Origin of the sequence: Pseudomonas sp. RIT-PI-q, from assembly GCF_001297125.1 — a bacterium.
In the GTDB taxonomy this organism is placed as follows: Bacteria; Pseudomonadota; Gammaproteobacteria; order Pseudomonadales; family Pseudomonadaceae; genus Aquipseudomonas.
This window is the reverse complement of sequence record NZ_LHPC01000025.1, coordinates 344,496-368,213: the sequence shown is the minus strand read 5'-3', so window position 1 is coordinate 368,213 and position 23,718 is coordinate 344,496. Positions and strand designations below refer to the sequence as shown.

The window sequence follows — 23,718 nt, the reverse complement described above, 5'->3', positions numbered from 1 at the left end:
ATCGGCGCTTGGGTGAAAGGAGGAGAGGCGAAATCTCCCACGGATCTGTACTGCGTCAACAGTCAGAATCGGGCTTTGTCCCTCCTCCTCCCTTCAAGTCCTACCATACAAGCGGGCTTGCCCGCGAAGAGGCCATTCGCAACACCTCGGATGCCCCGTGGTAAAAGATCGCAGCCTTCGGCAGCCCCTATGCGTTGGCGGCAGCGTTTGATCGTGGCACGATGTCGAGGTTATCGACCGAGACCCCCTGACCATGCCGCAATCCCAAGCCAAGAATCTGTCCCTGATCGCCGCAATCGACCTGGGCTCCAACAGCTTTCACATGGTCGTGGCCAAGGCCCAGAACGGCGAAATCCGTATTCTCGAACGACTCGGGGAGAAGGTGCAGCTGGCCGCCGGCATCGACGATGAGCGCCAGCTCAGTGAAGAATCCATGCAGCGCGGGCTCGATTGCCTGAAGCGTTTTGCCCAACTGATCAACGGTATGCCGACTGGCGCCGTGCGGATCGTCGGCACCAACGCCCTGCGTGAAGCCCGCAACCGTGGCGAATTCATCCGCCGCGCCGAAGAAATCCTCGGCCACCCGGTGGAAGTCATCTCCGGCCGCGAAGAAGCGCGCCTGATCTACCTCGGCGTCTCCCACACCCTCGCCGACACCCCGGGCAAGCGCCTGGTGGCCGACATCGGCGGCGGCAGTACCGAATTCATCATCGGCCAGCGCTTCGAACCGCTGCTGCGCGAAAGCCTGCAAATGGGCTGCGTCAGCTACACCCAGCGCTATTTCAAGGACGGCAAGATCACCCCGGCCCGCTACGCCCAGGCGTACACCGCGGCGCGGCTGGAGATCATGAGCATCGAACACGCCCTGCACCGCCTGACCTGGGATGAAGCCATCGGCTCCTCGGGCACCATTCGCGCCATCGGCCTGGCGCTGAAGGCCGGCGGTCACGGTGCAGGTGAAGTCAACGCCCCAGGCCTGGCCTGGCTCAAGCGCAAACTGATCAAGCTCGGCGACGTCGAAAAGATCGACTTCGAAGGCATCAAGCCCGACCGCCGGGCGATCTTCCCTGCCGGCCTGGCGATTCTCGAAGCCATCTTCGACGCCCTAGAACTGCAACGCATGGACCACTGTGAAGGCGCCCTGCGCGAAGGCGTGCTCTACGACCTGTTGGGCCGTCATCATCACGAAGACGTCCGTGAGCGCACCCTCAGCTCGCTGATGGAGCGTTATCACGTCGATCTGGAACAAGCGGCGCGGGTCGAGCGCAAAGCGCTGCATGCCTTCGATCAAGTGGCCGAGGATTGGGACCTGGACGATGGCGTCTGGCGCGAGCTGCTCGGCTGGGCGGCCAAGGTCCATGAAGTGGGCCTGGACATCGCTCACTATCAGTACCACAAGCACGGCTCTTACCTGATCGAGCATTCGGACCTGGCCGGATTCTCCCGCGAAGACCAACTGATGCTCGCGCTGCTGGTGCGCGGTCACCGCCGCAATATTCCCCGGGACCGGTTTGCCGATTTTGGCGACGAAGGCATCAAGCTGATTCGCCTGTGCGTGCTGCTGCGCTTTGCGATCCTGTTCCATCACATCCGCGGCACCCAGGAAATGCCCCAGGTCGTGCTGCATGCCAATGGCGACAGCCTTGATGTGCAGTTCCCGAAGAACTGGCTGGACGAAAACCAGCTGACCCAGGCCGATTTCGCCCTCGAAGCGGAATGGCTGACACGGGTTGGCTTCGTGCTTAGCGTTCGCTAAAACACCGGTAAACGTTTACCGGGCGCGGTCCTGTAGGAGCCGGCTTGCTGGCGAAGGCGTCCTTGAAATCGATGCAAGGCTTGAAGGCCATTCGCTGGCAAGCCAGCTCCTACAGGGGACGGTGGGGCAACAAAAATGGCGAGCCGCAGGGATCGCCATTTTTTTACATCACACCGGACAGTCAGAATCGGGCTGCCAAAGCGTTCAATGCACACCGGTAAACGTTCGTCGGACACGGTCCTTGTAGGAGCCGGCTTGCTGGCGAAGGCATCCTTGAAATCGATGCAAGGCTTGAAGGCCATTCGCTGGCAAGCCAGCTCCTACAGGGGGCGGTGGCGGAAACAAAAATGGCGATCCGCAGGGATCGCCATTTTTTTTTACCTCACACCAGCGTTAACGAACAGCCAGAATCGGGCTGCCCAAACGCTCCAGCAAGGTTGCCTGGGCGCTGCGTGGGTTCTGGTTGCCAGTCGGCGTGTTGCGGATGTAACGACCATCCGACTGCAGGCTCCAGCTGTGAGTGTTATCGGTGAGATACAGCTCCAGCTCTTTCTTGACCCGCATGATCAGCTTCTTGCCCTCGACCGGGAAGCAAGTCTCGACGCGCTTGTCGAGGTTGCGCTCCATCCAGTCGGCGCTGGACAGGAACATCTGCTCCTCACCACCGTTGAGGAAGTAGAAGACCCGGGTGTGTTCCAGGAAGCGACCAATGATCGAGCGCACGTGGATGTTGTGCGAAACCCCGGCGATGCCCGGACGCAGGCAGCACATGCCACGCACCACGAGGTCGATACGCACCCCGGACTGGCTGGCCTTGTACAGCGCGCGGATGATCTTCGGGTCGGTCAGCGAGTTGAACTTGGCGATGATGTGCGCCGGTTTGCCGTCGAGGGCGAACTGGGTTTCGCGGGCAATCATGTCGAGCATGCCCTTCTTCAACGTGAACGGCGCGTGCAGCAGCTTCTTCATGCGCAGGGTCTTGCCCATGCCGATCAACTGGCTGAACAGTTTGCCGACGTCTTCGCACAAGGCGTCGTCGGACGTCAGCAGGCTGTAGTCGGTGTACAGACGGGCGTTGGCTGCGTGGTAGTTGCCCGTACCCAAGTGGGCGTAACGGACAATCTCGCCGGCCTCGCGACGCAGGATCAGCATCATCTTGGCGTGGGTCTTGAAGCCGACCACGCCGTAGATCACCACCGCACCGGCCGCTTGCAGACGGCTGGCCAGTTGCAGGTTGGACTCTTCGTCGAACCGCGCACGCAGCTCGATCACCGCAGTAACTTCTTTACCGTTACGCGCCGCATCGACCAGCGCGTCGACGATTTCCGAGTTGGCGCCGGAGCGATACAGGGTCTGACGGACCGCCAGTACGTGCGGGTCCTTGGCCGCCTGGCGCAGCAGGTCGACCACCGGGGTGAACGACTCGAACGGGTGCAGCAGCAGAATGTCCTGCTTGCTGATCACGCTGAAAACGTTCTCGCTGTTCTGCAGCAGTTTCGGGATCTGCGGCGTGAACGGCAGGTATTGCAGTTCGCGCTGGCTGTCCAGGCCGGTGATGCTGAACAGTCGGGTCAGGTTGACCGGACCGTTGACCTGATACAGCTCGGTCTCGTGCAGGTTGAACTGCTTGAGCAAGTAGTCGGACAGGTGTTTCGGGCACGTGTCGGCGACTTCCAGGCGCACCGCGTCACCGTAGCGACGGGAGAACAACTCGCCGCGCAGGGCGCGGGCCAAGTCTTCCACGTCTTCGGTGTCGACGGACAGGTCGGCGTTTCGGGTCAGGCGGAACTGGTAGCAGCCCTTGACCTTCATGCCCTGGAACAGGTCATCGGCGTGAGCGTGGATCATCGACGACAGGAACACATAGTTGTCGCCAGGGCCGCCGACTTCTTCCGGCACCTTGATGACCCGGGGCAGCAGACGCGGTGCCGGGATGATCGCCAGACCGGAATCGCGACCGAAGGCGTCGATGCCTTCGAGTTCGACGATGAAGTTCAGGCTCTTGTTCACCAGCAACGGGAACGGGTGCGTCGGGTCGAGGCCGATCGGGGTGATGATCGGCGCGATCTCGTCACGGAAATAACGGCGGACCCAGGTCTTGAGTTTGGTGGTCCAGTGACGCCGGCGAATGAAGCGGACCTGATGCTTTTCCAGTTCCGGCAGCAAAATGTCGTTGAGGATCGCGTACTGGCGATCGACGTGGCCGTGCACCAGCTCGCTGATCCGGGCCAGGGCCTGGTGCGGTTGCAGGCCATCGGCGCCGGCCTGTTCACGGGCGAAGGTGATCTGCTTCTTCAGGCCGGCAACGCGAATCTCGAAGAACTCGTCCAGGTTGCTGGAGAAGATCAGCAGAAACTTCAGACGCTCCAGCAACGGGTAGGACTCATCCAGCGCCTGTTCCAGCACGCGGATGTTGAACTGCAGTTGCGAGAGCTCGCGATGGATGTACAGGCTGCTGTCATCCAGGCCGGGAATGGCAATCGCCGGTGCCGCCGCAACGGGCTCGGCGACCACCGCGGGTGGAGCAGGCTCCAGTTCCGGCGGGGTTTCGGAGATTTGCTCCACCACGGGTTGAGCATCTTTTACAGCAACTTCAGTGAGTCCTTCGGTATTCATCGAATGTTCCTGGGAGGGCTATTTTTGCTCTCGTAACAATTGAGCAGCACGAACGGCAAAGTAAGTCAGGATGCCATCGGCGCCTGCACGTTTAAAAGCGGTCAGGGATTCGAGGATAACCCCTTCGCTCAACCAGCCATTCTGGATTGCCGCCATGTGCATGGCGTATTCACCGCTGACCTGATAAACAAAGGTCGGCACTTTAAATTCTTCTTTGACCCGGTAGAGGATATCCAGATACGGCATGCCTGGCTTGACCATGACCATGTCCGCGCCTTCTGACAAGTCCGCCGCCACTTCGTGCAGGGCTTCGTTGCCGTTGGCCGGGTCCATTTGATAGGAGGCCTTGTTGGCCTTGCCCAGGTTCAGCGCCGAACCGACCGCGTCGCGGAACGGGCCGTAATAGGCGCTGGCGTACTTCGCCGAGTAAGCCATGATCCGCACATTGACGTGATCGGCCAGCTCAAGCGCTTCGCGGATCGCCTGGATGCGACCGTCCATCATGTCCGACGGGGCCACTACCTGAGCGCCGGCTTCGGCGTGGGACAGGGCCTGCTTGACCAGTGCATCGACGGTAATGTCGTTCTGCACGTAGCCTTCTTCGTCGAGGATACCGTCCTGACCGTGAGTAGTGAACGGGTCGAGGGCGACGTCGGTGATCACACCCAGTTCAGGGAACTGCGCACGCAAGGCGCGAGTTGCGCGCTGGGCAATCCCGTTGGGGTTCCAGGCTTCTGCGGCGTCCAGCGACTTGAGCTCTGGCGGCGTCACCGGGAACAGCGCCAGTGCCGGAATCCCCAGCTCGACCCACTTGGCCGCTTCTTCGAGCAACAGGTCGATGGTCAGGCGTTCAACGCCAGGCATCGAGGCCACTGCTTCGCGACGGTTTTCACCGTCCAGCACGAACACCGGCAGGATCAGGTCATCAACGGTCAAAACGTTTTCACGGACCAATCGACGCGAGAAATCATCACGGCGGTTGCGACGCAGGCGGGTTGCAGGAAACAGACGATTGGCGGGGGTAAAGCTCACGGCAGACTCCAGAGCCCGCGCTGGCGGGCGAGCGTGACAGTTATAAGCGACCATTATGACGGTCGTATTACAGTTGTGTGCACCCCTGTGACAGGTAGTCGCATTCCATTGTCCTTGTAGGAAATGTTCACGTCGAGACACATTTGGACACTTTCATGAATGTGCACGAAGGGTTAGGCTGCGCGTTCATTTCGCCAGCACCCAGACAATGCTCCAACAATTTCTGCATGACTTCGGCTACTTTGCCCTTTTCCTCGGCACGTTCTTCGAAGGCGAAACCATTCTGGTGCTCGCAGGCTTCCTCGCGTTCCGTGGATACATGGACATCAACCTGGTGGTCGTCGTAGCGTTCTTCGGCAGCTATGCCGGCGACCAGCTCTGGTACTTCCTGGGGCGCAAGCACGGCCGCAAGTTGCTGGCACGCAAGCCGCGCTGGCAAATGATGGGCGATCGAGCGCTGGAGCATATTCGCAAGCATCCGGACATCTGGGTGCTGAGCTTCCGCTTCGTCTATGGCCTGCGCACGGTGATGCCGGTGGCGATCGGTTTGTCGGGCTATCCGCCGGGCCGGTATCTGTTGCTGAACGGGATTGGCGCGGCGATCTGGGCGACGGCGCTGGCGGCTGCCGCTTATCACTTCGGTGCGGTGCTGGAAGGCATGCTCGGCAGCGTCAAGAAATACGAGCTGTGGGTGCTCGGCGCCCTGCTGGTGCTGGGCTTCGTCCTGTGGCTGCGTCGACGCTTCAAGAATGCCCGTCTGGCGAAGAAGATCTACGCCGACGAGCAGGCCGAATTGGCCAAGGCTGCCGAGACTAAGACGCCAGCCGAGTGAAACGGTTTCTGCAACAGTAGAGACCGATACCACTGAGCAGGCTGTAACTGATCAGGCCGACCCAGCCCACCGCGCTGGCCGGCCACAGCCCGACCACCGGCGCCAGCCACACCAGCGGCACATTCGATGCCAGCCGCAGCAGCTCCAGCTTCAACGCCCACGGGCGATTCTCCAGGGCCACGCCCAGCACAAACAAGCCCAGCGCCACCGCACTCCAGCCCAGCACCAAGGCGGCGGTCGGCAGACTCGGCTCCAGGTTCATCAAATAGCTGCCGAGCGCGATGTAGACGCAAAACTGCAGCACGACATAGACCTGCTGACGCCCCTCCAGCAGCACTTCGAATTTGCGGAACTGACTCAGGTCCGGTTTGTTCATCGGGTACTTGGCCGCCACGTCCGCCGGCCGCCAACCGGTGCGCATGAACCAGATCCGCAGCTTGTCCCAGGTGCTCTCGGCACGCCGCGCATCGGCCCACAATTGCGCATAGAACTGCACGTTCGCCCACACCGGGTTCCAGCTCGCCAGCGGCGTGGTCACGCCGAAAATCACCGGTTCGTTATCGTCCTCTTCCTGGAACGAGCCAAATAGACGGTCCCAAATAATGAACACCCCGCCGTAGTTGCGATCCATGTAGAGAGCGTTCTGTGCATGGTGAGCCCGATGATTGGACGGCGTGACGAAGAACCACTCGAACCAGCCGAGCTTGGGAATGTGCCGGGTGTGCACCCAGAACTGGTACAGCAGGTTCAGCGACGCGACGCTGATGAACACCAGCAACGGCACACCGAGCACGGCCATCGGCAGGTAGAAAATCCAGCTCAGCAGGAACCCGGTACTGGTCTGGCGCAGGGCCGTGGAGAGGTTGTAGTCCTCACTCTGGTGATGCACCGAATGCGCCGCCCAGAGGATGTTGCGCTCGTGGCCCATGCGGTGCAGCCAGTAGTAGCAGAAGTCGTAGAGGACGAAGGCGAATACCCAGACCCAAACACTCTCGGCCGAGAGTTCGAACAACGCGAGGTGCTTGAGGGCGAACGCATAGGTCACAAGGCCCACGCCCTTGGTCAACAGGCCGGTGGTGGTCGACAACACGCCGGTGCTGATGCTGTTGATCGCGTCGGCCACGCGATAATTGCTCACCCCGCGCCAACGATCCACCAGTAGTTCGACGGCGATCAGCACAAAGAAAAACGGCACCGCATACAGAATGAAGTCCATGACACGCCCTGAGTCGGAATCTTGAGGACAGATGCTAGGTGTAGCCGTGAATTAACCCTATGGCAACGAGTGACAAATTAGTGGACATTTAACGCCATGAATCTGGAGAAAAGCCCATGAGCAAAAAAATTGCAGTGATCCTTTCCGGCTGTGGCGTCTACGACGGCGCCGAGATCCACGAAAGCGTGATTACCTTGCTGCGCCTGGACCAACGAGGCGCTCAGGTGCAGTGTTTCGCACCGAATATTGCGCAGTTGCATGTGATCAACCACCTGACCGGCGAAGAAATGCCCGAATCGCGCAACGTGCTGGTGGAATCGGCGCGAATCGCTCGGGGCAACATCAAGGATATTCGCGAAGCGGACGTCGAAGATTTCGATGCGTTGATCGTGCCCGGTGGTTTCGGCGCAGCCAAGAATCTGTCGAACTTCGCCATCGAAGGCGCTGGTTGCAGCGTGCAGCCGGAAGTCCTGGCACTGGCTGAAGCGTTTGCCGAAGCAAGCAAGCCCGTCGGGCTGATCTGCATCTCGCCGGCGCTGGCGGCGAAGATCTATGGGCCGGGTGTGACCTGCACCATTGGCAACGACGCCGACACCGCTGCGGCCATGAACAAGATGGGCGCGACCCACACCGATTGCGCGGTCAGCGAGATCGTCGAAGACAAGGCGCGCAAACTGGTGAGCACTCCGGCTTACATGCTGGCGCAATCGATCAGCGAAGCGGCGTCGGGCATCAACAAACTGGTCGACCGCGTGCTCGAACTGACCCACGAAAACGACGCCTGACCCGGTTTACTGTAGGAGCTGGCTTGCCAGCGAAGGGGCCATGACATTCAACGCATTATTTGTTGGCTGTTAAATAGCCTTCGCTGGCAAGCCAGCTCCTACAGGGGTTGCGGGGGTTAGGGGTTGCGGGGTTCAGGGTTTGCGCGATAGTCGGGTGAGGATCCGGTCCAGCGCATTGGCAAATGCCTGCTTCTCGCGCTCGCCAAACGGCGCCGGGCCGCCATTCATCTGACCCTGTTCACGCAAATCGGTGAACAGGTTACGCACGGCCAGCCTGTCACCCATGTTCTGCGCATCGAACTCCTTGCCCCGAGGGTCCAGCGCTGAAACGCCCTTCTTCACCAGCCGGTCGGCCAGCGGCACGTCGCTGCAGATCACCAGTTCGCCGGGCACGGCGTGTTCCACCAGGCAGTCCTCCGCCGCATCCGGGCCGCTGGGCACCACGATCAGCTTCACCAGGGCCCGCCCCGGTTTGATCTGCGGCTGTCCGGCCACCAGCACCCCTTCGAACTGACGCTTGAGCGCGAACTTCACCACCAGATCCTTGGCCGCCCGCGGGCAAGCGTCGGCATCGATCCACACACGCATTGGGTTTTCCTCTGTTGAAAAGCATCGCGGGCAAGCCCGCTCCCACAAGGTTAACGCTAAACCTGTGGGAGCGGGCTTGCCCGCGAATGTGAGCGCAGCGAATGCTTTAAGAAACCTGCACCCGCCGCTTCTCAGCCAGCCGACTGCGGCCATACAACACGATGATCGCAATGATCGCCACGGCCTGAGCACTCAGCGAATACGCATCAGCGTGGATCCCCAGCCAGTCGAAGTCAAAGAACGGCACCGGCCGGGTGCCGAAGACCCCGGCTTCCTGCAACGCCTTCATCCCGTGCCCGGCAAACACCGCCGACAGCGCGCAGAGCAGGCCGGCGTTGATGCTGAAGAACAATGACAGCGGCAGTTTCGCCGAGCCGCGCAGGATCACCCAGGCCAGACCGACCAGCAACACCAACGCCGTCGCGCCGCCCGCCAGCACCGCGTTATGACCCGCAGGGCCTGCCTGCAACCACAGGGTTTCGTAAAACAGGATCACTTCGAATAGTTCGCGATACACCGAGAAGAACGCCAGCGTCGCAAAGCCGAATCGGCCACCGCCGCCCACCAGGCTGCTCTTGATGTAATCCTGCCACGCCGCTGCGTGACGACGGTCGTGCATCCACACGCCGAGCCAGAGCACCACCCCCGCAGCAAATAACGCCGGCGCCCCTTCCAGCAATTCGCGTTGCGAACCGCTGACATCGATCACATACGCCGCCAGCGCCCAGGGCGCCAAGCCGGCCAACAGCGCCAGGCCCCAACCGACGTTGACGCTGCGCACTGCCGATTGCTGACCGGTGTTGCGCAGGAACGCGAGGATCGCCGCCAGCACCAGAATCGCTTCCAGGCCTTCGCGCAACAGAATCAGCAGGCCGGAGATGTAGCTCAGCGACCAACTCAAGCCATCGCTGCCCAACAACCCGGCGGACGTCTTCAACTTGGCCTTGGCCGCGTCCAGACGCTCCTGGACCTGGGCCACCGGCAAACCGTCCTGCAACGACTGACGGTAAGCCATCAAGGATTTTTCAGTGTCTTTGCGCACGTTGGCGTCGACGTTGTCCAGGGAGCTTTCGACCAGTTCGAAACCTTCCAGGTACGCGGCCACCGACAGGTCGTAGGCCTGATCGTGGTCGCCGGCGCGGTAGGCTGCGACGCTCTTGTCCAGCGTGGCGGCGGTATAGTCGAGCAATTGCGCCGGGCCACGCTTGACCTGCGGTGGTTGCGCGCGCTGAGTACGGAACGTCGCCGCGGCTTGCGGGCCGTCGGCAGCCTGCACTTCAGCCGGCGTCTGACGGGCCAGGTCGGCGATGTTGTAGGTCTTTTCGGATTTAGCCGCCGCCGGATCGACGCTGAAACTGGCGATATAGGTGGCCAGGTCCCAACGCTGACGATCGTCGAGCTGATCGGCGAAGGCCGGCATGTCAGTGCCTTCGACACCCAGGCCCAAGGTGCTGTAGATCGCGTAGAGGCTCAAGTGGTCCAGACGCGCCGTGTCACGAAGATTGGCCGGTGGCGGCGTCAGGCCGACACCTGCCGGGCCATCGCCGGCACCCGCATCGCCATGGCAGACCGAACAGTGCTGAGCGTACAGCGGCGCTCCACGTGTCGGGTCCGGGGTAATGATCGGCGCCTGGCTGACTTCATAGGCGACTGCCAGCTTCGCACCGAGCTGACGAGCCTGGCGGGCGACGTCCGCGCCATCCTGACGCGCGGTGATCGCGTTGCGCAGCGTACCGACGCCTTGCTCCAGCCCGGCTTTTTCCGGTTTGGCCGGCATGGCGGCGATCAAGCCTTGCAGCACCTTGATGAATTCCAGCTGCTCGCGGTATTCCGTCTCATTGATGACCTTGCCCGCTTGTACCGATTCCGGATAGTCAGCGCCAATGTAATCGAGCAAATGCAGCGCTTGTGGTGCGCCTTCCACGGTGTCGGCCAGCAGGTTGAAACTGCACAGGGCAAACAACGGGAACACCAGCCAGGCCAGTAAACGGGACGGGGCAGTCATGAATGAATCTCAATTGGAAATACGAAGTAACACATTGTTCACTTCCAATGACTTTCACTCAAGCTTTGTTCGCAATGAACTGCCTGCTGACGCGTTGACGGAGAGAACCTCCGTGAAGTCTTGAATGAAAAAGGCGACCGCAAGGGTCGCCTTTTTTTGTGCCTGACGGTTTTACATCGTCGCTTTGCGCAGCGTCGCCATGAATGCCGCCGCGCCGATGAACAGCCCGGCAAAGGTGCGGTTCATGCGTTTTTGCTGCTTGGGCGTACGCAACAGGCGCAATACCTTCGACGCCAGCCCGGTGTAGCCGGCCATGACGATCAGGTCAACGCAGACCATGGTCACGCCGATAATCAGGTACTGAGCCAGCAGCGGCGCGTGCGGGTCGATGAACTGCGGCAGCACGGCCAGCATGAACACCAGTGCCTTGGGGTTGCTGATGTTCACCAGGAAACCACGGAACACCAGAACCAGTGGTTTACCGATCGGCCGTATGGCCGCGTCGTCGCTCATATCGCTGGGCAGCGCGCGCCATTGCTTGATCGCGAGGTAAACCAGATACGCCACGCCGAACCATTTGATCGCGTAGAAGGCCGTGGCCGAAGCCGTGAGGATTGCGCCAACACCGGCGCCGACAATCGCAATCTGCACCGCCAGGCCCAATTGCAGGCCCAGGGCGTTCCAGTAACCGCGCCAGAAACCGTATTGCAGACCGCTGGACATCGACGCAATGGCGCCGGCACCGGGGGACAAGCTGATCACCCAGCAGGCGGCAAAAAACGCCAGCCATGTTTGAAGCTCCATTGCACACCTCGACTCAGACTCGTGACAGACGTCTAAGCTAATGCGGCTTTGGGCCGATGACCATCGATTTTTTGTCGGAAACGAGGATCGCGAAACGCCAAAAGCAAAAGATCGCAGCCTTCGGCAGCTCCTACAGGAGGGCGCATTCCAATGTAGGAGCTGCCGAAGGCTGCGATCTTTTTGGCTTGAACGCTTTAGTCGCAAGCAGGCCTACTTTTCGAACCCGCTCGAAGGGAATACATCGCTACCCCGCCAGCGCCGAACCGAGCGCTGGAAGAACAGGCTGTTAGGCACTTGCACCATGGCGCTGCCGGTGCCGAGCTCTTCGGCCTCGATCAACGTGGTGTAAAGCAGATTGATCGCCACCACCCGACCTTTGACGCCGGGCTTGTCGGTGGTGTCCACCAGTTCGACCACGTCGCCGAGGCGGAACGGGCCGACGGTGAAGATCAGGATCGCGCACAGCAGATTGGAGAGTACGCTCCACATGGCAAAAAACGCCACCGCCGCCACCGCGACAAAACCGGACAACGCCGTCCAGAGCACCGTCGCTGAAACCCCGAGGCGTTCCAGCACGAAGATCAGCGCGCTGCCCATGATCAGCCAGCGCAGACCACCGCGCAGCGGCATCAGCAATTGCGGCGGAAACGGATAGCGTTCGCCCAGACGGGTCAGGCATTTAGCGACAAAGCGCTGGGTGAAATAACCGGCCAACAGAATCAGCAGGATTTGCGTGACGAGCCAGATCGGCTCGATCCACACGGCGGGCAATGGCAGCCGGAACGCTTCCATCAGGACAACGCCTCCAGCTCCGCCTGCATGCTTTCAAGCAGTTCCAGAGCCTCCATCCAGGCTTCTTCCAGTTCGGCTTCACGCACCTTCAGCTTGGCCTGTTCGGCCAGCAGATCACGCAGATCGTTCTTGCGCATCGGTTCGTAAATGTCGCTGTCACCGAGGCTGGCATCGATCTTCGCCAGTTTCTCATGCAGCTTGCCCAGCTCGGCTTCGAGCTTGTCGGCCTCGCGCTTGTGCGGCGCCAGTTGCTGACGCAACGCAGCGGCGGCTTGGCGCTGGGCTTTCTTGTCGGTCTTGTCCGGATTGACCGGCGTGTTGCTGACCGGGGCATTGCGCTGGCGATAGTCGACCAGCCAACGGGTGTAGTCTTCGAGGTCGCCGTCGAATTCCTCGACCTTGCCGTCCGCCACCAGATAGAAGTTATCGGTAGTGCTTTTGAGCAAATGGCGATCGTGAGAGACCACCAGTACCGCACCACTGAACTCCTGCAAGGCCATGGTCAGCGCCAGGCGCATTTCCAGGTCCAGGTGGTTGGTCGGTTCGTCGAGCAGCAACAGGTTGGGCCGGCCCCAGGCGATCAACGCCAAGGCCAGTCGCGCCTTCTCGCCACCGGAGAAATTCAGCACCGGCTCATCGATCCGCGCACCACGGAAGTCGAAACCACCGAGGAAGTCGCGCAGCGTCTGCTCGCGCTCGGTCGGCGCCAGGCGCTGCATGTGCAGCAACGGGCTGGCCTTTGAATCCAGTGAATCCAGCTGATGCTGGGCGAAGTAGCCAACCACGGTGTTCTCGCCACGGGTCAGTCGGCCGGACAACGGCTCAAGTTCACCGGCGAGGTTTTTGATCAGGGTCGATTTACCCGCACCGTTGGGGCCGAGCAAACCAATGCGCGCGCCGGGGGTCAGTTGCAGCCTGACCTTCTCCAGCACGGCTCGCTCGCCGTAACCCAGTCGAGCGTCGGAGATATCAATCAGTGGGCTGGAGATTTTCACCGACTCGCGGAACACGAAATCGAACGGCGAATCGACGTGGGCGGCGGACAACTCTTCCATCCGCTCCAGCGCCTTGATCCGGCTCTGGGCCTGACGGGCCTTGGTGGCCTGGGCCTTGAAGCGGGCGATGTAGCTTTCCATGTGCGCACGTTGCGCCTGCTGCTTCTCGTAAGCCTGTTGTTGCTGGGCCAGACGTTCGGCGCGGGCACGTTCGAAGGCACTATAACCACCGCGGTACAGGGTGATCTTGCGCTGATCGACGTGGGCCACGTGATCGACCACGGCATCGAGGAAGTCGCGGTCGTGGGAAATCAGCAACATAGTGCCGGGATAGCTTTTAAGCCATTCTTCGAGCCAGATGATGGCGTCGAGGTCCAAGTGGTTGGTCGGTTCATCGAGCAGCAACAAGTCCGAGGGGCACATCAATGCCTGCGCCAGGTTCAGACGCATCCGCCAGCCACCGGAGAAATCTCCGACCTGACGATCCATCTGATCGTTGGTGAACCCAAGGCCGGCCAGCAGCTTGCGGGCCCGGGCGTCGGCGGTGTAACCGTCGGCGCTGTCGAGCTCTGCGTGCAGGCGGGCCTGAGCGGCACCGTCGTGGGCCTCTTCGGCTGCGGCGAGGTCACGTTGCACCTCGCGCAGGCGCAGGTCGCCATCGAGCACGTAGTCGACCGCGATGCGATCGAGGGTGTCGATCTCCTGGCGCATGTGGGCGATGCGCCAGTCGGCCGGCAAGAAGCAATCACCCGAGTCCGGGTGCAGTTCACCCAGGAGCAAGGCGAACAGGCTCGATTTGCCGGCGCCGTTGGCACCGATGAGGCCGGCTTTGTGGCCGGCGTGCAGGGTCAGCTCGGCGTCTTCTAGCAGACGTTGCGGGCCACGCTGTAAAGTCAGGTTCTGAAGTCGAATCATAATGGCGGCGGAGTCTACCAGCTTCGCTCGCAACTGGCGCGAGTAGCACTATGTCCTCTGACCTGTGGAGCTTTTCCCTGACCACTTACGCCCGTCCCGGCGTTGAACCCGCGTGCCTGCACTTGCAGTCGGCCGGTATCAATGTGTGCCTGCTGCTGTGTGGGTTATGGCTGGAACAGCGTGGGGTGGCCTGCAATGAGCAACGATTGCAGCAACTGCGCAATGTCGCCGAGCCTTGGGACGCCGATGTCGTTCGACCGCTGCGAGCCTTGCGCATGCAATGGAAAGCCGTCGCGACTGAAGATGCCGAACTCAATAGGTTGCGCGAACAAGTGAAGACACTGGAGCTGGAAGCCGAGCGACATCTGTTGTTGCGGCTGGAGCGATCGGCGCAGGGTTGGCCGCAGTGTGAGGGGACCGGTCTATCGGCCTGGCTGGAAGGTGGGACGGCAAATGCCGCTCACCTGCCCCGCGACGCGCTGCATCAGCTGCGCGTCGCGGCAACCGGCACTTCTTAGGAGGCGCTGGTTGGGGTGGTTGCTGCAATCGACGCGGCGGCCGGCGTTGGCGCTGGCGTGGCTGTCGAGGTGGCGGCTGCTAAAGCAGACGTTGCCGCCGGAGCCGGGTTGGCTGGCTTGGCAACTGGCGCGGTCGCCGGTTTGGCTGCGGCCGGGTTTGCAGCGCTGGCGGTGGCCGGCTTGGCAGCAGCGGCAGGTTTTGCCGCAGCAGGTTTTGCTGCCGGTCTAGCGGCTGGTTTTGCAGCAGTTTTTACCGCTGGTTTTGCAGCTGGTTTTGCAGCCGCTTTAGCCGCGACAGGTTTTGCAGCCGGCTTGGCAGCAGGTTTCGCCGCAGCGGTTTTGGCAGCTGGTTTGGCGGCCGGTTTAGCGGCCGTTTTTGCAGCCGGTTTGGCTGCTGGTTTTGCAGCAGCTTTAGCTGCGACAGGTTTTGCAGCCGGCTTGGCAGCCGGTTTCGCCGCAGCGGTTTTGGCAGCTGGTTTGGCTGCAGGTTTAGCGGCCGTTTTTGCTGCGGGTTTGGCAGCGGCAGTTTTCGCCACGGCTGGTTTTGCAGCAGCCGTTTTTGCAGTGGCTGGCTTCGCGGCGGCAGGCTTCGCAGCCGTCGTTTTAGCAGCCGGTTTCGCAGCGCTGGCAGCGACTGGTTTTCTCGCCGCAGGTTTTGCTGCGGCTTTTACCGGTGCTTTGGCAGCCGGTTTGGCAGCAGGCTTGGCCGGTGCTTTTGCAGCAGCCGGTTTGGCAGCGGCTTTCTTGGCAGGAGCCGCAGCTGGCTTGGCCGAACGCAGGGACAACGCCTTGCCGACAGCCTCTTGTACACGACCGACGCCCTGGGCCAATTTCAGGCTTTCTTGAGCATCGCGCTTGAGTTGCAGAATGTAGCTGCGAGTTTCAGATTGACGATCCTTGAGGGCATCGAGCAAGTCCTCAAGCTCTTTCACTGCATCCTTGGCTTTGGTCTGTGCCTTGGCCTTGCCGGCCGCCGCTGCGTCCTGCAATTTGGTACGGGATTTGTGCAATTTTTCCTGCGCTTTTCCGCGCTGCTTTTCCAGTTTGGCGAGCAGTTTTTCAGCATCAGCCAAGGCTTGGGAACAAGCGGTTTCCAAATGCTCGAGCAGGCTGCCCGAAAGTTGTTGGAGTAAGTGCAACGGGGTATTTACAGGCTTCTTGGTGGCCGACATGGTTTACCTCCTGGCTGACGTGGGTGCGGCTCATACTAGACCTCTGCTGCTACCGCCGCTAGGGCATGTTGACAGTATCCAAAGCGCTACGTTGCAACGGATTGAAATTCTTCTGCGCAGGTGCGAAAACCAGTTCACCTTTGAGTGCATTCACACTGGCATAATCCGCCGCATCTCAGGCCGGAGAGTGCCCATGTCGCGTTACCTTTTTTTATCCCTGTGCGTGTTTTTTTCCGCGGTCCAGGCCGCCGAAAAAACCAACGAAAATGACGCTCACGATCTCGCTTACAGCCTGGGCGCCAGCCTCGGTGAACGCTTGCGCCAGGAGGTTCCCGACCTGCAACTGAAAGCGCTGGTGGAAGGTCTGCAACAGGCCTATCAAGGCAAACCCCTGGCCCTGAAAGATGAGCGGATTGAACAGATTCTGAATGAGCACGAAGCTCAGGTTGCCTTGCAACCGGCCATGCCGCAGAGCGAGGCGGCCCTCGAAAAGGAGCGACGTTTTCTCGCCGAGGAAAAAGCCAAACCCGGCGTTCGTGAACTGGCCGATGGAATACTGCTGACGGAACTGGCGCCAGGCACCGGCGCGAAAGCCGGCCCGAACGGAAAGGTCCAGGTGCTGTATGTCGGTCGCCTTCCCGACGGCACGGTGTTCGATCAGAACAGTCAGCCGCAGTGGTTCAGTCTCGACAGTGTGATCAGCGGATGGCGCAGCGCACTGCAAAACATGCCGGTCGGCGCGAAGTGGCGGTTGGTGATTCCATCGGCCCAAGCCTATGGCGCCGACGGTGCCGGCGACTTGATCGAGCCGTTCACGCCGCTGGTATTCGAAGTCGAATTGCGCGGCGCCACCGGCTGAACAGCACAAACGAAAAACGGCGCGCAGTGCGCACCGTTTTTAGCTACTTGCAAGCAGCGGGTCTTGCAGGGAAACGATTCAGGCCTGAACCGAATCTTCTTCCTTGTGAGCGGTATGCAGCACTTCGATCAGGCAGTCTTCCAGTTCGAAGCGTTCATGCAACAGGCCACCCAACTCCTTGAATTTCTCTGCGACGCATTTGCCGGCGTCACACAGGTCATTGAACGCGAGCAGCTTCTCGGTGATGACATCAATGCGCGGATAGATCGTCTCGGCCAGCTCCAGACCGCGAGTGTCGCCAAACGCCTTGGCTTCGCCAGTCAGCTGTTCGTAGATCTCGAAGTGTCCGGCAGACACGTAATCGACCAACACTCCGCAGAATTCCTGCAAAGGTTTTCGGTCTTCGCCCAGTGCCTCGGGCTTGGCGCCGAGAGCATCGTAGGCCCGAACCAGTTCGTGACGCTCCTGCAACCAGCGATCGATCAGCAGATGCACTCCACCCCAACGTTCCTGAGCATTCTGACAACTTTCGAGCATGGTGATCTCTCTTCCCTTGTGGGTCATGCTGCCCTACACCTGTCGCACACTTGAAGGTCAAGTATCGGCCAGGCAGAGCGTCATTCGAGCAACATAATTCCAATGACACGTGCGGGCCAGATTATGCCCGCGCGACAATGGCTTCAAGGTACGCAGGAGATAAAGTTCATACAAGTGTTTAATCACCCGCCAATACCCGGTGCGACGACTCGCCGCTGAGCGGTCGCTGACAGGCGATCCAGACCAGGCGCAGCAACTGATAAACACCCACGATCATCATCGCGACAAAGAACAGCAGACTCCACTCCGGGATGCTCAGGTCGAACAGCGTCCATGAAATCTGCGCACAGTCCGCGGTGCCTTCGTACATTCGCTGCACGATGAATTCCCACGGTGTGTTTGCGAACACCTCCGTCAGATTGGGCGAACAAGTCGGCAGCTGTTGCATTGGATCGCTCTGCAACAACACCTGCCGCCACGCCGTGACAGTACCTGCCAGACTGCACAACAGACCGAGCAGCCAATACACGAATGAACCGATTCGGCCGGGACCATGCACTGACGCCAGCAGGCAGACACCCACGAGCAACGCCAGGGAAAAACGTTGCAGCAGGCACTACCCGCAAGGTTTGAGGCCGATCGCATATTCCAGGTAATAAGAAACGCCCAGGGCCAGGGCAGCCGCAATGAAAACCATGAAAAACAAGGAGCGTGAGCAGGCCAAAGACATGGCTTTTCCGTAACAGTAGAGACAAGCGGTTACGGTAGAGGAAAGTGTGCCGGCCTTTCAAGGCGGGCCAGCAGGGACACTTCAACAGCGATGTAGGGAATTCCCGACAGGAGCGAGAGGATCAGATGTAGTCCGCTGTAGGACACCTCCGACGAAGACATAGGACAGTAAAAACCCCACGAATTTCGACTCTGTAAACAACCCTTGCGAACCACGCTTTTGTAGCAGCTGCCGAAGGCTGCGTCCGGCTGCGAAGCAGTCGCAAATCCAGTCACCTCGGTGTTTCAGGTAGACCGAATCAGCAGGACTGGCGACTGCTTCGCAGCCGAACGCAGCCTTCGGCAGCTGCTACAAGGGATCGGGTCAGGCGGGAACCGGCAATGGGGCCGCCAGCAGGCGCTCGTCCAGCAGGCCCAGCCCTTCCTGGAACAGCTGATTGCTGCGCTCGGTGTCGCCCAATTGGGCCAGCAGCCGTGCCAGTTCCGCGCAGGCTTCCGGGTTGCGCTGTACGCGCAGGCTGCTTTCCAGATAGTCCCGGGCCTTGCCCCAAAGGCTGCTTTGCAAACACAAGCGGCCCAGGGTCAGCAACAGGCTCGGGTCAGCCGGATGGTCCTTGAGCCAGCCTTCGGCGGTGTGCAGTTGACGTGCCGGGTCGCTGCCGCGAACCAGTCCGTAAAGTCGCGCCAGATGGCTGTCGTAACTGCGCTTGAGCGCCCCACGCAGGACCTCTTCAGCCTCGACCTGAGCGCCCAGTTGCCGCAGTTGCTCGGCATAGGCGAGCACCAACTGAGGTTCCTGGCGCTGAGCGGACGTGAGCTGTTGCCAGGCGCGATTGAGCGATTGCAAGCCGACCGTTCCGTCCTCTTCCTGATGCGCCGCCAGGGACAGGTTCTCACCCCAGGCCCGGCGCTCCAGTTCGGCCAGCTCGGCTGGCGGCAGGACTTTATCCTTGCGCAACTCCGGCAACAGGCGAATCACCGCCGACCAGTCGCCGCGCTGTTGATGCAGGCGCTGCAACTGGCGCAGGGTCTGGACGTTATGAGGATGACGCTCGTGCATGACTTGCAAAGTCGCCAGAGCACCTTCGGTGTCGCCGCGGTCAGTCTGTAATTGTGCGTGGCTCAAGGCGATCGCCAACTCGGCCTGGGGCTGACGTTCGAGGGCGCGCTCCAGGAGGTTGTCGCTTTCCTCGTAGTGACCTTGTTCGTTCGCGGCGCGGGCAGCACCGAGGTAGTACAGCAGCGGCTGGCGCTCGGCTTCGGCGGCCCGATGCAGATGACGCTGTGCGCTGGCCCAGCGACCCTCCGCCAGATCCAGCTGACCATGTTCGATCGCCACTTGCACTCGACGGCTGCGATTGCGTCGCGACCACGGATTGACCACGCCGCTGGAGGTCGTCACCAGTTCGACCAGCGCCTTGATGCCCCAGAACACCAGCCAGAGCACGGCCACCAACGCCAGGCTTGCCCACAGGCTCGATTCGAAACGGAAGCTTTTGTAGGCGATCAACACGTAACCGGAATGCTCGGCAATCGCCAGCCCCAGTGCGGCGGAAGCAGCGATCACCAGGAACACGATCACATAGAGGCGTTTCATGGCGTAGCCTCCTGCGCGGTGCTCGCGGCAGGTTTCGGCAGCGGCTTGATCGAGTCCTCGGCGTTGACATTGCGCCGTTCCAGATACCCCTGAACCGCGCTCAGCGTGGCGGTCAGATCCGGCGTGACGACGGTGACTGGCTGCTTGCTCAACTCACCAACCTGCTCAAGCATCACTTTGCTCTGCGGGTTGTCCGGGTTGAAATTGCCTTTGAGCACGTCCCTGGCTTCGGCCAGCGCCTGAGTGTAGACGGCGGCCTGACCATTGAGCGCGGCCCATTGCGCCTGCTCCAGTGACAGACTCAGGGCCAGGCGCACCTGGCTCAGGCTCTGCCCGGCCAACAACGGACGAACGTTCTTGTCGGCGTTGAAGTCGATGCGAATGTAGCGCGAAACCTGGTCCCACCACTGCGACCAGCGACTGGCGCCGTCGCCATCCGCCGTCAGACCCAGCAGGGATTCGCCACGGTCTTTGTACTCGGGCGCCAGTTCGGTGAGGCTGATGACCTGGTCGCGCAACGCGCCCAGGCGCAGGAACAGCCCAGTGCGGTCCGGCTGTTCGGTGCTGCGCAACGCCACCAATGTTTTGGCGACTTGCTCACGGGCGGCAAAGGAGCCGGGGTCGTTCTGCTCGCGGAGGATTTCATCGGCGCCCTGCACCAGGGCCTGGGCGCTGCTGATGTCTTGCAACGCAGAAAGACGCAGGCTGGCCAGGCGCAGCAAGTGCTCGGCCTCGGCCAGTCGCCAGTCCTTGCGGCTGGCACCGAGGACGGTTTCCAGTCGCTGATTCAAACGCTGCTGGTCGCCTTGAAGTTGAGTGACCAAACGACTGCGCGCATCAAGTTCGTCGGCGGCAGGCATTTGATCAAGGCGGGCAGTCAGGCGCTGCTCATTGAGCTTCAGGTCCTGCGCCTGGTCGTTCAATGCCTGGACCTGACTCAACTGCTGCTGAGTATTGGCTTGCAGGTGACGCACCTGCCAGACACCCCAACCACCCACGGCAACACCGGCAGCGCCCAGCAGCAGCGCGACGATTGCCAGCCCATTGCCCCGGCGCTGTTCTGCAGCAGGTGGCGCCGTTTCAACCGGTGTTTCAACCGATGCATCAAGCACTGGCCGGACGTCATCTTTAGGCAAGGCTGTTTCGCTCACGTATCCATCCTTTGCATTAGAGAACGGGTTCGGGATGCTCCCGTAACACCGTCAGCAAAGCCGCGGCACTCGCGCCACGACAATCCACAACTGTTTGGGCCCCGGCGGCACGTGCCAGCTCGGCGACCCTGGGGCTTGGTACAAACAACGGCAACCGTGCCAGTATCGGCCAGGCATCGCCGGCCAATTGGTGCAGGTGCTCGAAACCCTGTCCACTGCTGACCACCAGCCCGTTCAAGCGTTCCGCCTGGATCCGGTCTGGCAGCGCCGCCGGTGGGTACTGCGGTAGCTCGCGGCGATACAACTCCAGATACTCGACACTAGCACCAAGCTCGCGCAAACGCTCAGCCAGCAACTCGCGTCCGCCCTCCCCGCGCATGATCAGCACGCGTGCGTCGGAGCGGGCAATAGCCTCGCGCAACAGAGGAAGTTCCAGCAAGGCTTCGCTGTCATCCCCTTCCGCCGGGAAGCTCACATCCAACCCGTGATCCTCGAGAATCTGTGCGGTCGCCGCACCCACGCTGAACCACTTCAGAGCCGGTGGCTGCGGCCAATACTGACTGAGCAGATCGACGCCAATTCTGGCGGCCGGCTTGCTGACCACGATCACCGCGCAGTAGCGATCCAGATACTGAATCACTTCACGCATTGTGTCAGAGGCCAGAATCGGCGCTATGTCCAAAAGCGGCAGGCTACTGCTGAAAACCCCCTGCTCGGCCAAAACGCTACTCAGCGCCGCCGACTCCTCCGCAGGGCGCGTCAGCAGCAGTCGCCAGCCAGTCACTCGTGACCTGCCTCGCCATAGACCGCTTTGAGAATGTCGTTGGCGCCTTGACCCAGAAGGTCCTCGGCAACTCGCACACCCAAGGCCTCGGCATCACTGCGCGGCGCGCGGGCTTCGGCGCTGAGCAGCAGGCCGCCGCTCGGGTCGCCCACCAGACCACGCAACCAGATCTGCTCGCCTTCAAGCACGGCATAGCAAGCGATCGGCACTTGGCAGCCGCCATTCAAATGTTTGTTGAGCGCACGCTCGGCAGTGACGCGGGTGGCGGTGTCCAAGTGGTGCAGCGGCGCGAGCAAGGCGTGGATTTCACTGTCGGCGCTGCGGCATTCGATTCCCACCGCGCCCTGGCCACCGGCCGGCAGACTGTCGTCGACGCTGATGGCAGCGGTGATGCGATCTTCAAAGCCGAGACGAATCAGGCCAGCGGCGGCGAGGATGATGGCGTCGTATTCGCCGGCATCGAGCTTGGCCAGACGGGTGTTGACGTTGCCGCGCAGGAAGCGGATTTCCAGGTCTGGGCGCCGGGTCAGCAACTGGGCCTGGCGGCGCAGGCTGGAGGTGCCGACCATGCTGCCTTGCGGCAACTCATCCAGGCTCGCGTAGGTATTGGAGACGAAGGCATCACGCGGGTCTTCACGCTCGCAGATGCAGAACAGACCGAGGCCTTCGGGGAAGTCCATCGGCACGTCTTTCATGGAGTGCACGGCGATGTCGGCTTCGTTTTCCAGCAGCGCCGTCTCCAGCTCCTTGACGAACAGGCCCTTGCCGCCGATTTTCGACAGCGGCGAGTCGAGCAACTTGTCGCCGCGACTGACCATGGGCACCAACGTCACGAGCAGACCCGGATGGGCCTCTTCCAGACGGGCTTTGACGTATTCGGCCTGCCACAGGGCGAGCGCACTTTTACGGGTGGCGATGCGGATTTCGCGAGAGGACATGGATCAATCCGTACTGAATAGATATGACGGATAATAACAGCTCAGCCAAATCCACTTTGACTTGTATCAGAAACTGCTTGGCCTCCCTGGCCCCGGATGTCCGGCGATCGGGTGTGAGATTCGCTGCGAGCCGCGAAATTACAGCTGCTGCATCATCTTGCGCACGCCGGCCACATGGCGGCGGCTGACGATCAACGCGTCGCCGTTCAGGCCTTTGAGGAACAGCTGGAAATGTCCCAGGGGCGTGCGTTGCAGGCGTTCGATACGCTCGCGGGCGACCAGTGCGTTGCGGTGGATGCGCACGAAACGGTCGCCGAATTCATCTTCAAGGGCCTTGAGCGGTTCATCCAGCAACACTTCGCCGCCTTCGTGGCGCAAGGTCACGTATTTGTGATCGGCAATAAAATAGACCACCTGACCCAACGGGATCAGTTCGATACCTTTACGTGTTCGGGCACTGATATGACTTCGTGGGCCGCTGCCACTTTCGGCGGCGGGGCGGGTCAGGGCGGCAAGCTGGACGCGATTGGGGCGCTCGGCTTTCTTTAAAGCATCGTGTAGATGTTCTGTACGCACAGGTTTCACCAGATAGCCTACGGCGCTGGCCTGTAAGGCTTCCACGGCAAATTCATCGGGTCCGGTGCAAAACACTACGGCGGGCGGGGTTTCGCGTTCGCACAACCGTGCAGCCACTTGCAGGCCGTCGAGGCCTGGCATGCGGATATCGAGCAGTACGATATCCGGCTTGTGGCTGTCGATCAGCGCCAACGCCTCTTCGCCGTTCGTGGCGCTGGGCTCCAGGACACTGTATCCCTCGAGTTCGCCGACCATTCGGCTCAGGCGCTCGCGGGCAAGGGGTTCGTCATCAACGATCAGGACATTCATATTGCGCTGGATTCCTGCGTGAGTCTCGCACAAGGATAGCGTAGACAGGTGAAGTGACGTCCGTCACCGCGATCCACGCTAAGACTAGCGCGAAGGCCAAAAAGTGCCGCTGGTCGGGCGGCTAAATTTTCATCTGCCGGGCGTTTGGCGGCCCGGGCCCGCATTTGCGAGGCATCGCCGTAGGGTTTGCTGATACACAATACGAACACCCC

At 61.1% G+C, this 23,718-nt stretch carries 20 protein-coding genes and 1 pseudogene; 5 read left to right on the top strand and 16 right to left on the bottom strand.

Annotated elements, in window-relative coordinates:
* Positions 1-253: 253 nt before the first annotated feature.
* On the top strand, positions 254-1,756 hold the full coding sequence (ppx, locus tag AEQ67_RS11370) for an exopolyphosphatase (RefSeq protein ID WP_059403948.1): 1,503 nt from the start codon (positions 254-256) through the stop codon (positions 1,754-1,756).
* A 393-nt stretch (positions 1,757-2,149) separates the two neighbouring features.
* On the opposite strand, the gene ppk1 is transcribed toward ppx, so the two are convergent.
* Both ppk1 and hemB read right to left on the bottom strand, forming a co-directional pair.
* Entirely contained in the window at positions 2,150-4,372 is a 2,223-nt protein-coding gene (ppk1, locus tag AEQ67_RS11365) for a polyphosphate kinase 1 (RefSeq protein ID WP_059403947.1), read from the bottom strand.
* Between the two features lie 18 nt (positions 4,373-4,390).
* Entirely contained in the window at positions 4,391-5,404 is a 1,014-nt protein-coding gene (hemB, locus tag AEQ67_RS11360; protein ID WP_059403946.1) for a porphobilinogen synthase, read from the bottom strand.
* 208 nt (positions 5,405-5,612) lie between these two features.
* Here hemB and AEQ67_RS11355 point away from each other — a divergent pair, with 208 nt between their 5' ends.
* Positions 5,613-6,236: a DedA family protein gene (locus tag AEQ67_RS11355; protein WP_059403945.1), complete on the top strand. Its 624-nt coding sequence runs from the start codon at positions 5,613-5,615 to the stop codon at positions 6,234-6,236.
* Here AEQ67_RS11355 and AEQ67_RS11350 read toward each other — a convergent pair.
* Complete coding sequence (locus AEQ67_RS11350; RefSeq protein WP_059403944.1) at positions 6,217-7,452, bottom strand: sterol desaturase family protein; 1,236 nt, start codon at positions 7,450-7,452, stop codon at positions 6,217-6,219. The two genes, AEQ67_RS11355 and AEQ67_RS11350, sit on opposite strands and share 20 nt — an antisense overlap.
* 116 nt (positions 7,453-7,568) lie before the next feature.
* Between AEQ67_RS11350 and elbB the strand changes: the two genes are divergently transcribed.
* Positions 7,569-8,237 carry an isoprenoid biosynthesis glyoxalase ElbB gene (gene elbB, locus AEQ67_RS11345; protein WP_059403943.1) on the top strand — a complete coding sequence of 223 codons (669 nt, stop codon included), beginning with the start codon at positions 7,569-7,571 and terminating at the stop codon, positions 8,235-8,237.
* A gap of 132 nt (positions 8,238-8,369) precedes the next feature.
* Here elbB and AEQ67_RS11340 read toward each other — a convergent pair whose 3' ends face one another.
* From AEQ67_RS11340 to AEQ67_RS11320, 5 genes are all read right to left on the bottom strand, one after another.
* Positions 8,370-8,825, bottom strand: a complete 456-nt coding sequence (locus tag AEQ67_RS11340; RefSeq protein ID WP_059403942.1) for a YaiI/YqxD family protein — start codon at positions 8,823-8,825, stop codon at positions 8,370-8,372.
* Positions 8,826-8,931: 106 nt separating this feature from the next.
* Positions 8,932-10,830, bottom strand: a complete 1,899-nt coding sequence (locus AEQ67_RS11335) for a cytochrome c/FTR1 family iron permease (RefSeq protein ID WP_059403941.1) — start codon at positions 10,828-10,830, stop codon at positions 8,932-8,934.
* A 171-nt stretch (positions 10,831-11,001) separates the two neighbouring features.
* On the bottom strand, positions 11,002-11,634 hold the full coding sequence (locus AEQ67_RS11330; RefSeq protein ID WP_059403940.1) for a LysE family transporter: 633 nt from the start codon (positions 11,632-11,634) through the stop codon (positions 11,002-11,004).
* Between the two features lie 210 nt (positions 11,635-11,844).
* Positions 11,845-12,426, bottom strand: coding sequence for a mechanosensitive ion channel family protein (locus AEQ67_RS11325; protein ID WP_059403939.1), 582 nt, complete (start codon positions 12,424-12,426; stop codon positions 11,845-11,847).
* Entirely contained in the window at positions 12,426-14,336 is a 1,911-nt protein-coding gene (locus AEQ67_RS11320) for an ATP-binding cassette domain-containing protein (RefSeq protein WP_059403938.1), read from the bottom strand. The genes AEQ67_RS11325 and AEQ67_RS11320 overlap by 1 nt, the downstream gene beginning before the upstream one ends.
* 50 nt (positions 14,337-14,386) lie before the next feature.
* Here AEQ67_RS11320 and AEQ67_RS11315 point away from each other — a divergent pair, with 50 nt between their 5' ends.
* Entirely contained in the window at positions 14,387-14,854 is a 468-nt protein-coding gene (locus AEQ67_RS11315) for a TIGR02444 family protein (protein ID WP_059403937.1), read from the top strand.
* On the opposite strand, the gene AEQ67_RS11310 is transcribed toward AEQ67_RS11315, so the two are convergent.
* Positions 14,851-16,026, bottom strand: a complete 1,176-nt coding sequence (locus AEQ67_RS11310) for an AlgP family protein (RefSeq protein ID WP_059403936.1) — start codon at positions 16,024-16,026, stop codon at positions 14,851-14,853. The genes AEQ67_RS11315 and AEQ67_RS11310 overlap by 4 nt on opposite strands.
* Before the next feature lie 193 nt (positions 16,027-16,219).
* Between AEQ67_RS11310 and AEQ67_RS11305 the strand changes: the two genes are divergently transcribed.
* Positions 16,220-16,885, top strand: a complete 666-nt coding sequence (locus AEQ67_RS11305; RefSeq protein WP_059403935.1) for an FKBP-type peptidyl-prolyl cis-trans isomerase — start codon at positions 16,220-16,222, stop codon at positions 16,883-16,885.
* Between the two features lie 78 nt (positions 16,886-16,963).
* On the opposite strand, the gene AEQ67_RS11300 is transcribed toward AEQ67_RS11305, so the two are convergent.
* The 7 genes and pseudogenes from AEQ67_RS11300 to AEQ67_RS11270 all read right to left on the bottom strand — a co-directional run bounded on the left by AEQ67_RS11300 (position 16,964) and on the right by AEQ67_RS11270 (position 23,506).
* Positions 16,964-17,422 (bottom strand): Rsd/AlgQ family anti-sigma factor, encoded by a 459-nt coding sequence (locus AEQ67_RS11300; protein WP_059403934.1) that lies wholly within the window; start codon positions 17,420-17,422, stop codon positions 16,964-16,966.
* Positions 17,423-17,600: 178 nt separating this feature from the next.
* Positions 17,601-18,152 (bottom strand): annotated as a pseudogene (locus AEQ67_RS11295) (disulfide bond formation protein B).
* 363 nt (positions 18,153-18,515) lie between these two features.
* Complete coding sequence (locus AEQ67_RS11290) at positions 18,516-19,748, bottom strand: heme biosynthesis protein HemY (protein WP_059403933.1); 1,233 nt, start codon at positions 19,746-19,748, stop codon at positions 18,516-18,518.
* Positions 19,745-20,899, bottom strand: coding sequence for a uroporphyrinogen-III C-methyltransferase (locus tag AEQ67_RS11285; protein ID WP_059403932.1), 1,155 nt, complete (start codon positions 20,897-20,899; stop codon positions 19,745-19,747). Before AEQ67_RS11285 ends, AEQ67_RS11290 begins: the two co-directional genes overlap by 4 nt.
* A 16-nt stretch (positions 20,900-20,915) precedes the next feature.
* A complete protein-coding gene (locus AEQ67_RS11280) occupies positions 20,916-21,683 on the bottom strand; it encodes a uroporphyrinogen-III synthase (protein ID WP_059403931.1) in 768 nt (255 codons plus the stop codon).
* A complete protein-coding gene (gene hemC, locus AEQ67_RS11275) occupies positions 21,680-22,621 on the bottom strand; it encodes a hydroxymethylbilane synthase (protein ID WP_059403930.1) in 942 nt (313 codons plus the stop codon). The genes AEQ67_RS11280 and hemC overlap by 4 nt, the downstream gene beginning before the upstream one ends.
* Positions 22,622-22,759: 138 nt before the next feature.
* Entirely contained in the window at positions 22,760-23,506 is a 747-nt protein-coding gene (locus tag AEQ67_RS11270) for a LytR/AlgR family response regulator transcription factor (protein WP_059403929.1), read from the bottom strand.
* Positions 23,507-23,718 lie beyond the last annotated feature (212 nt).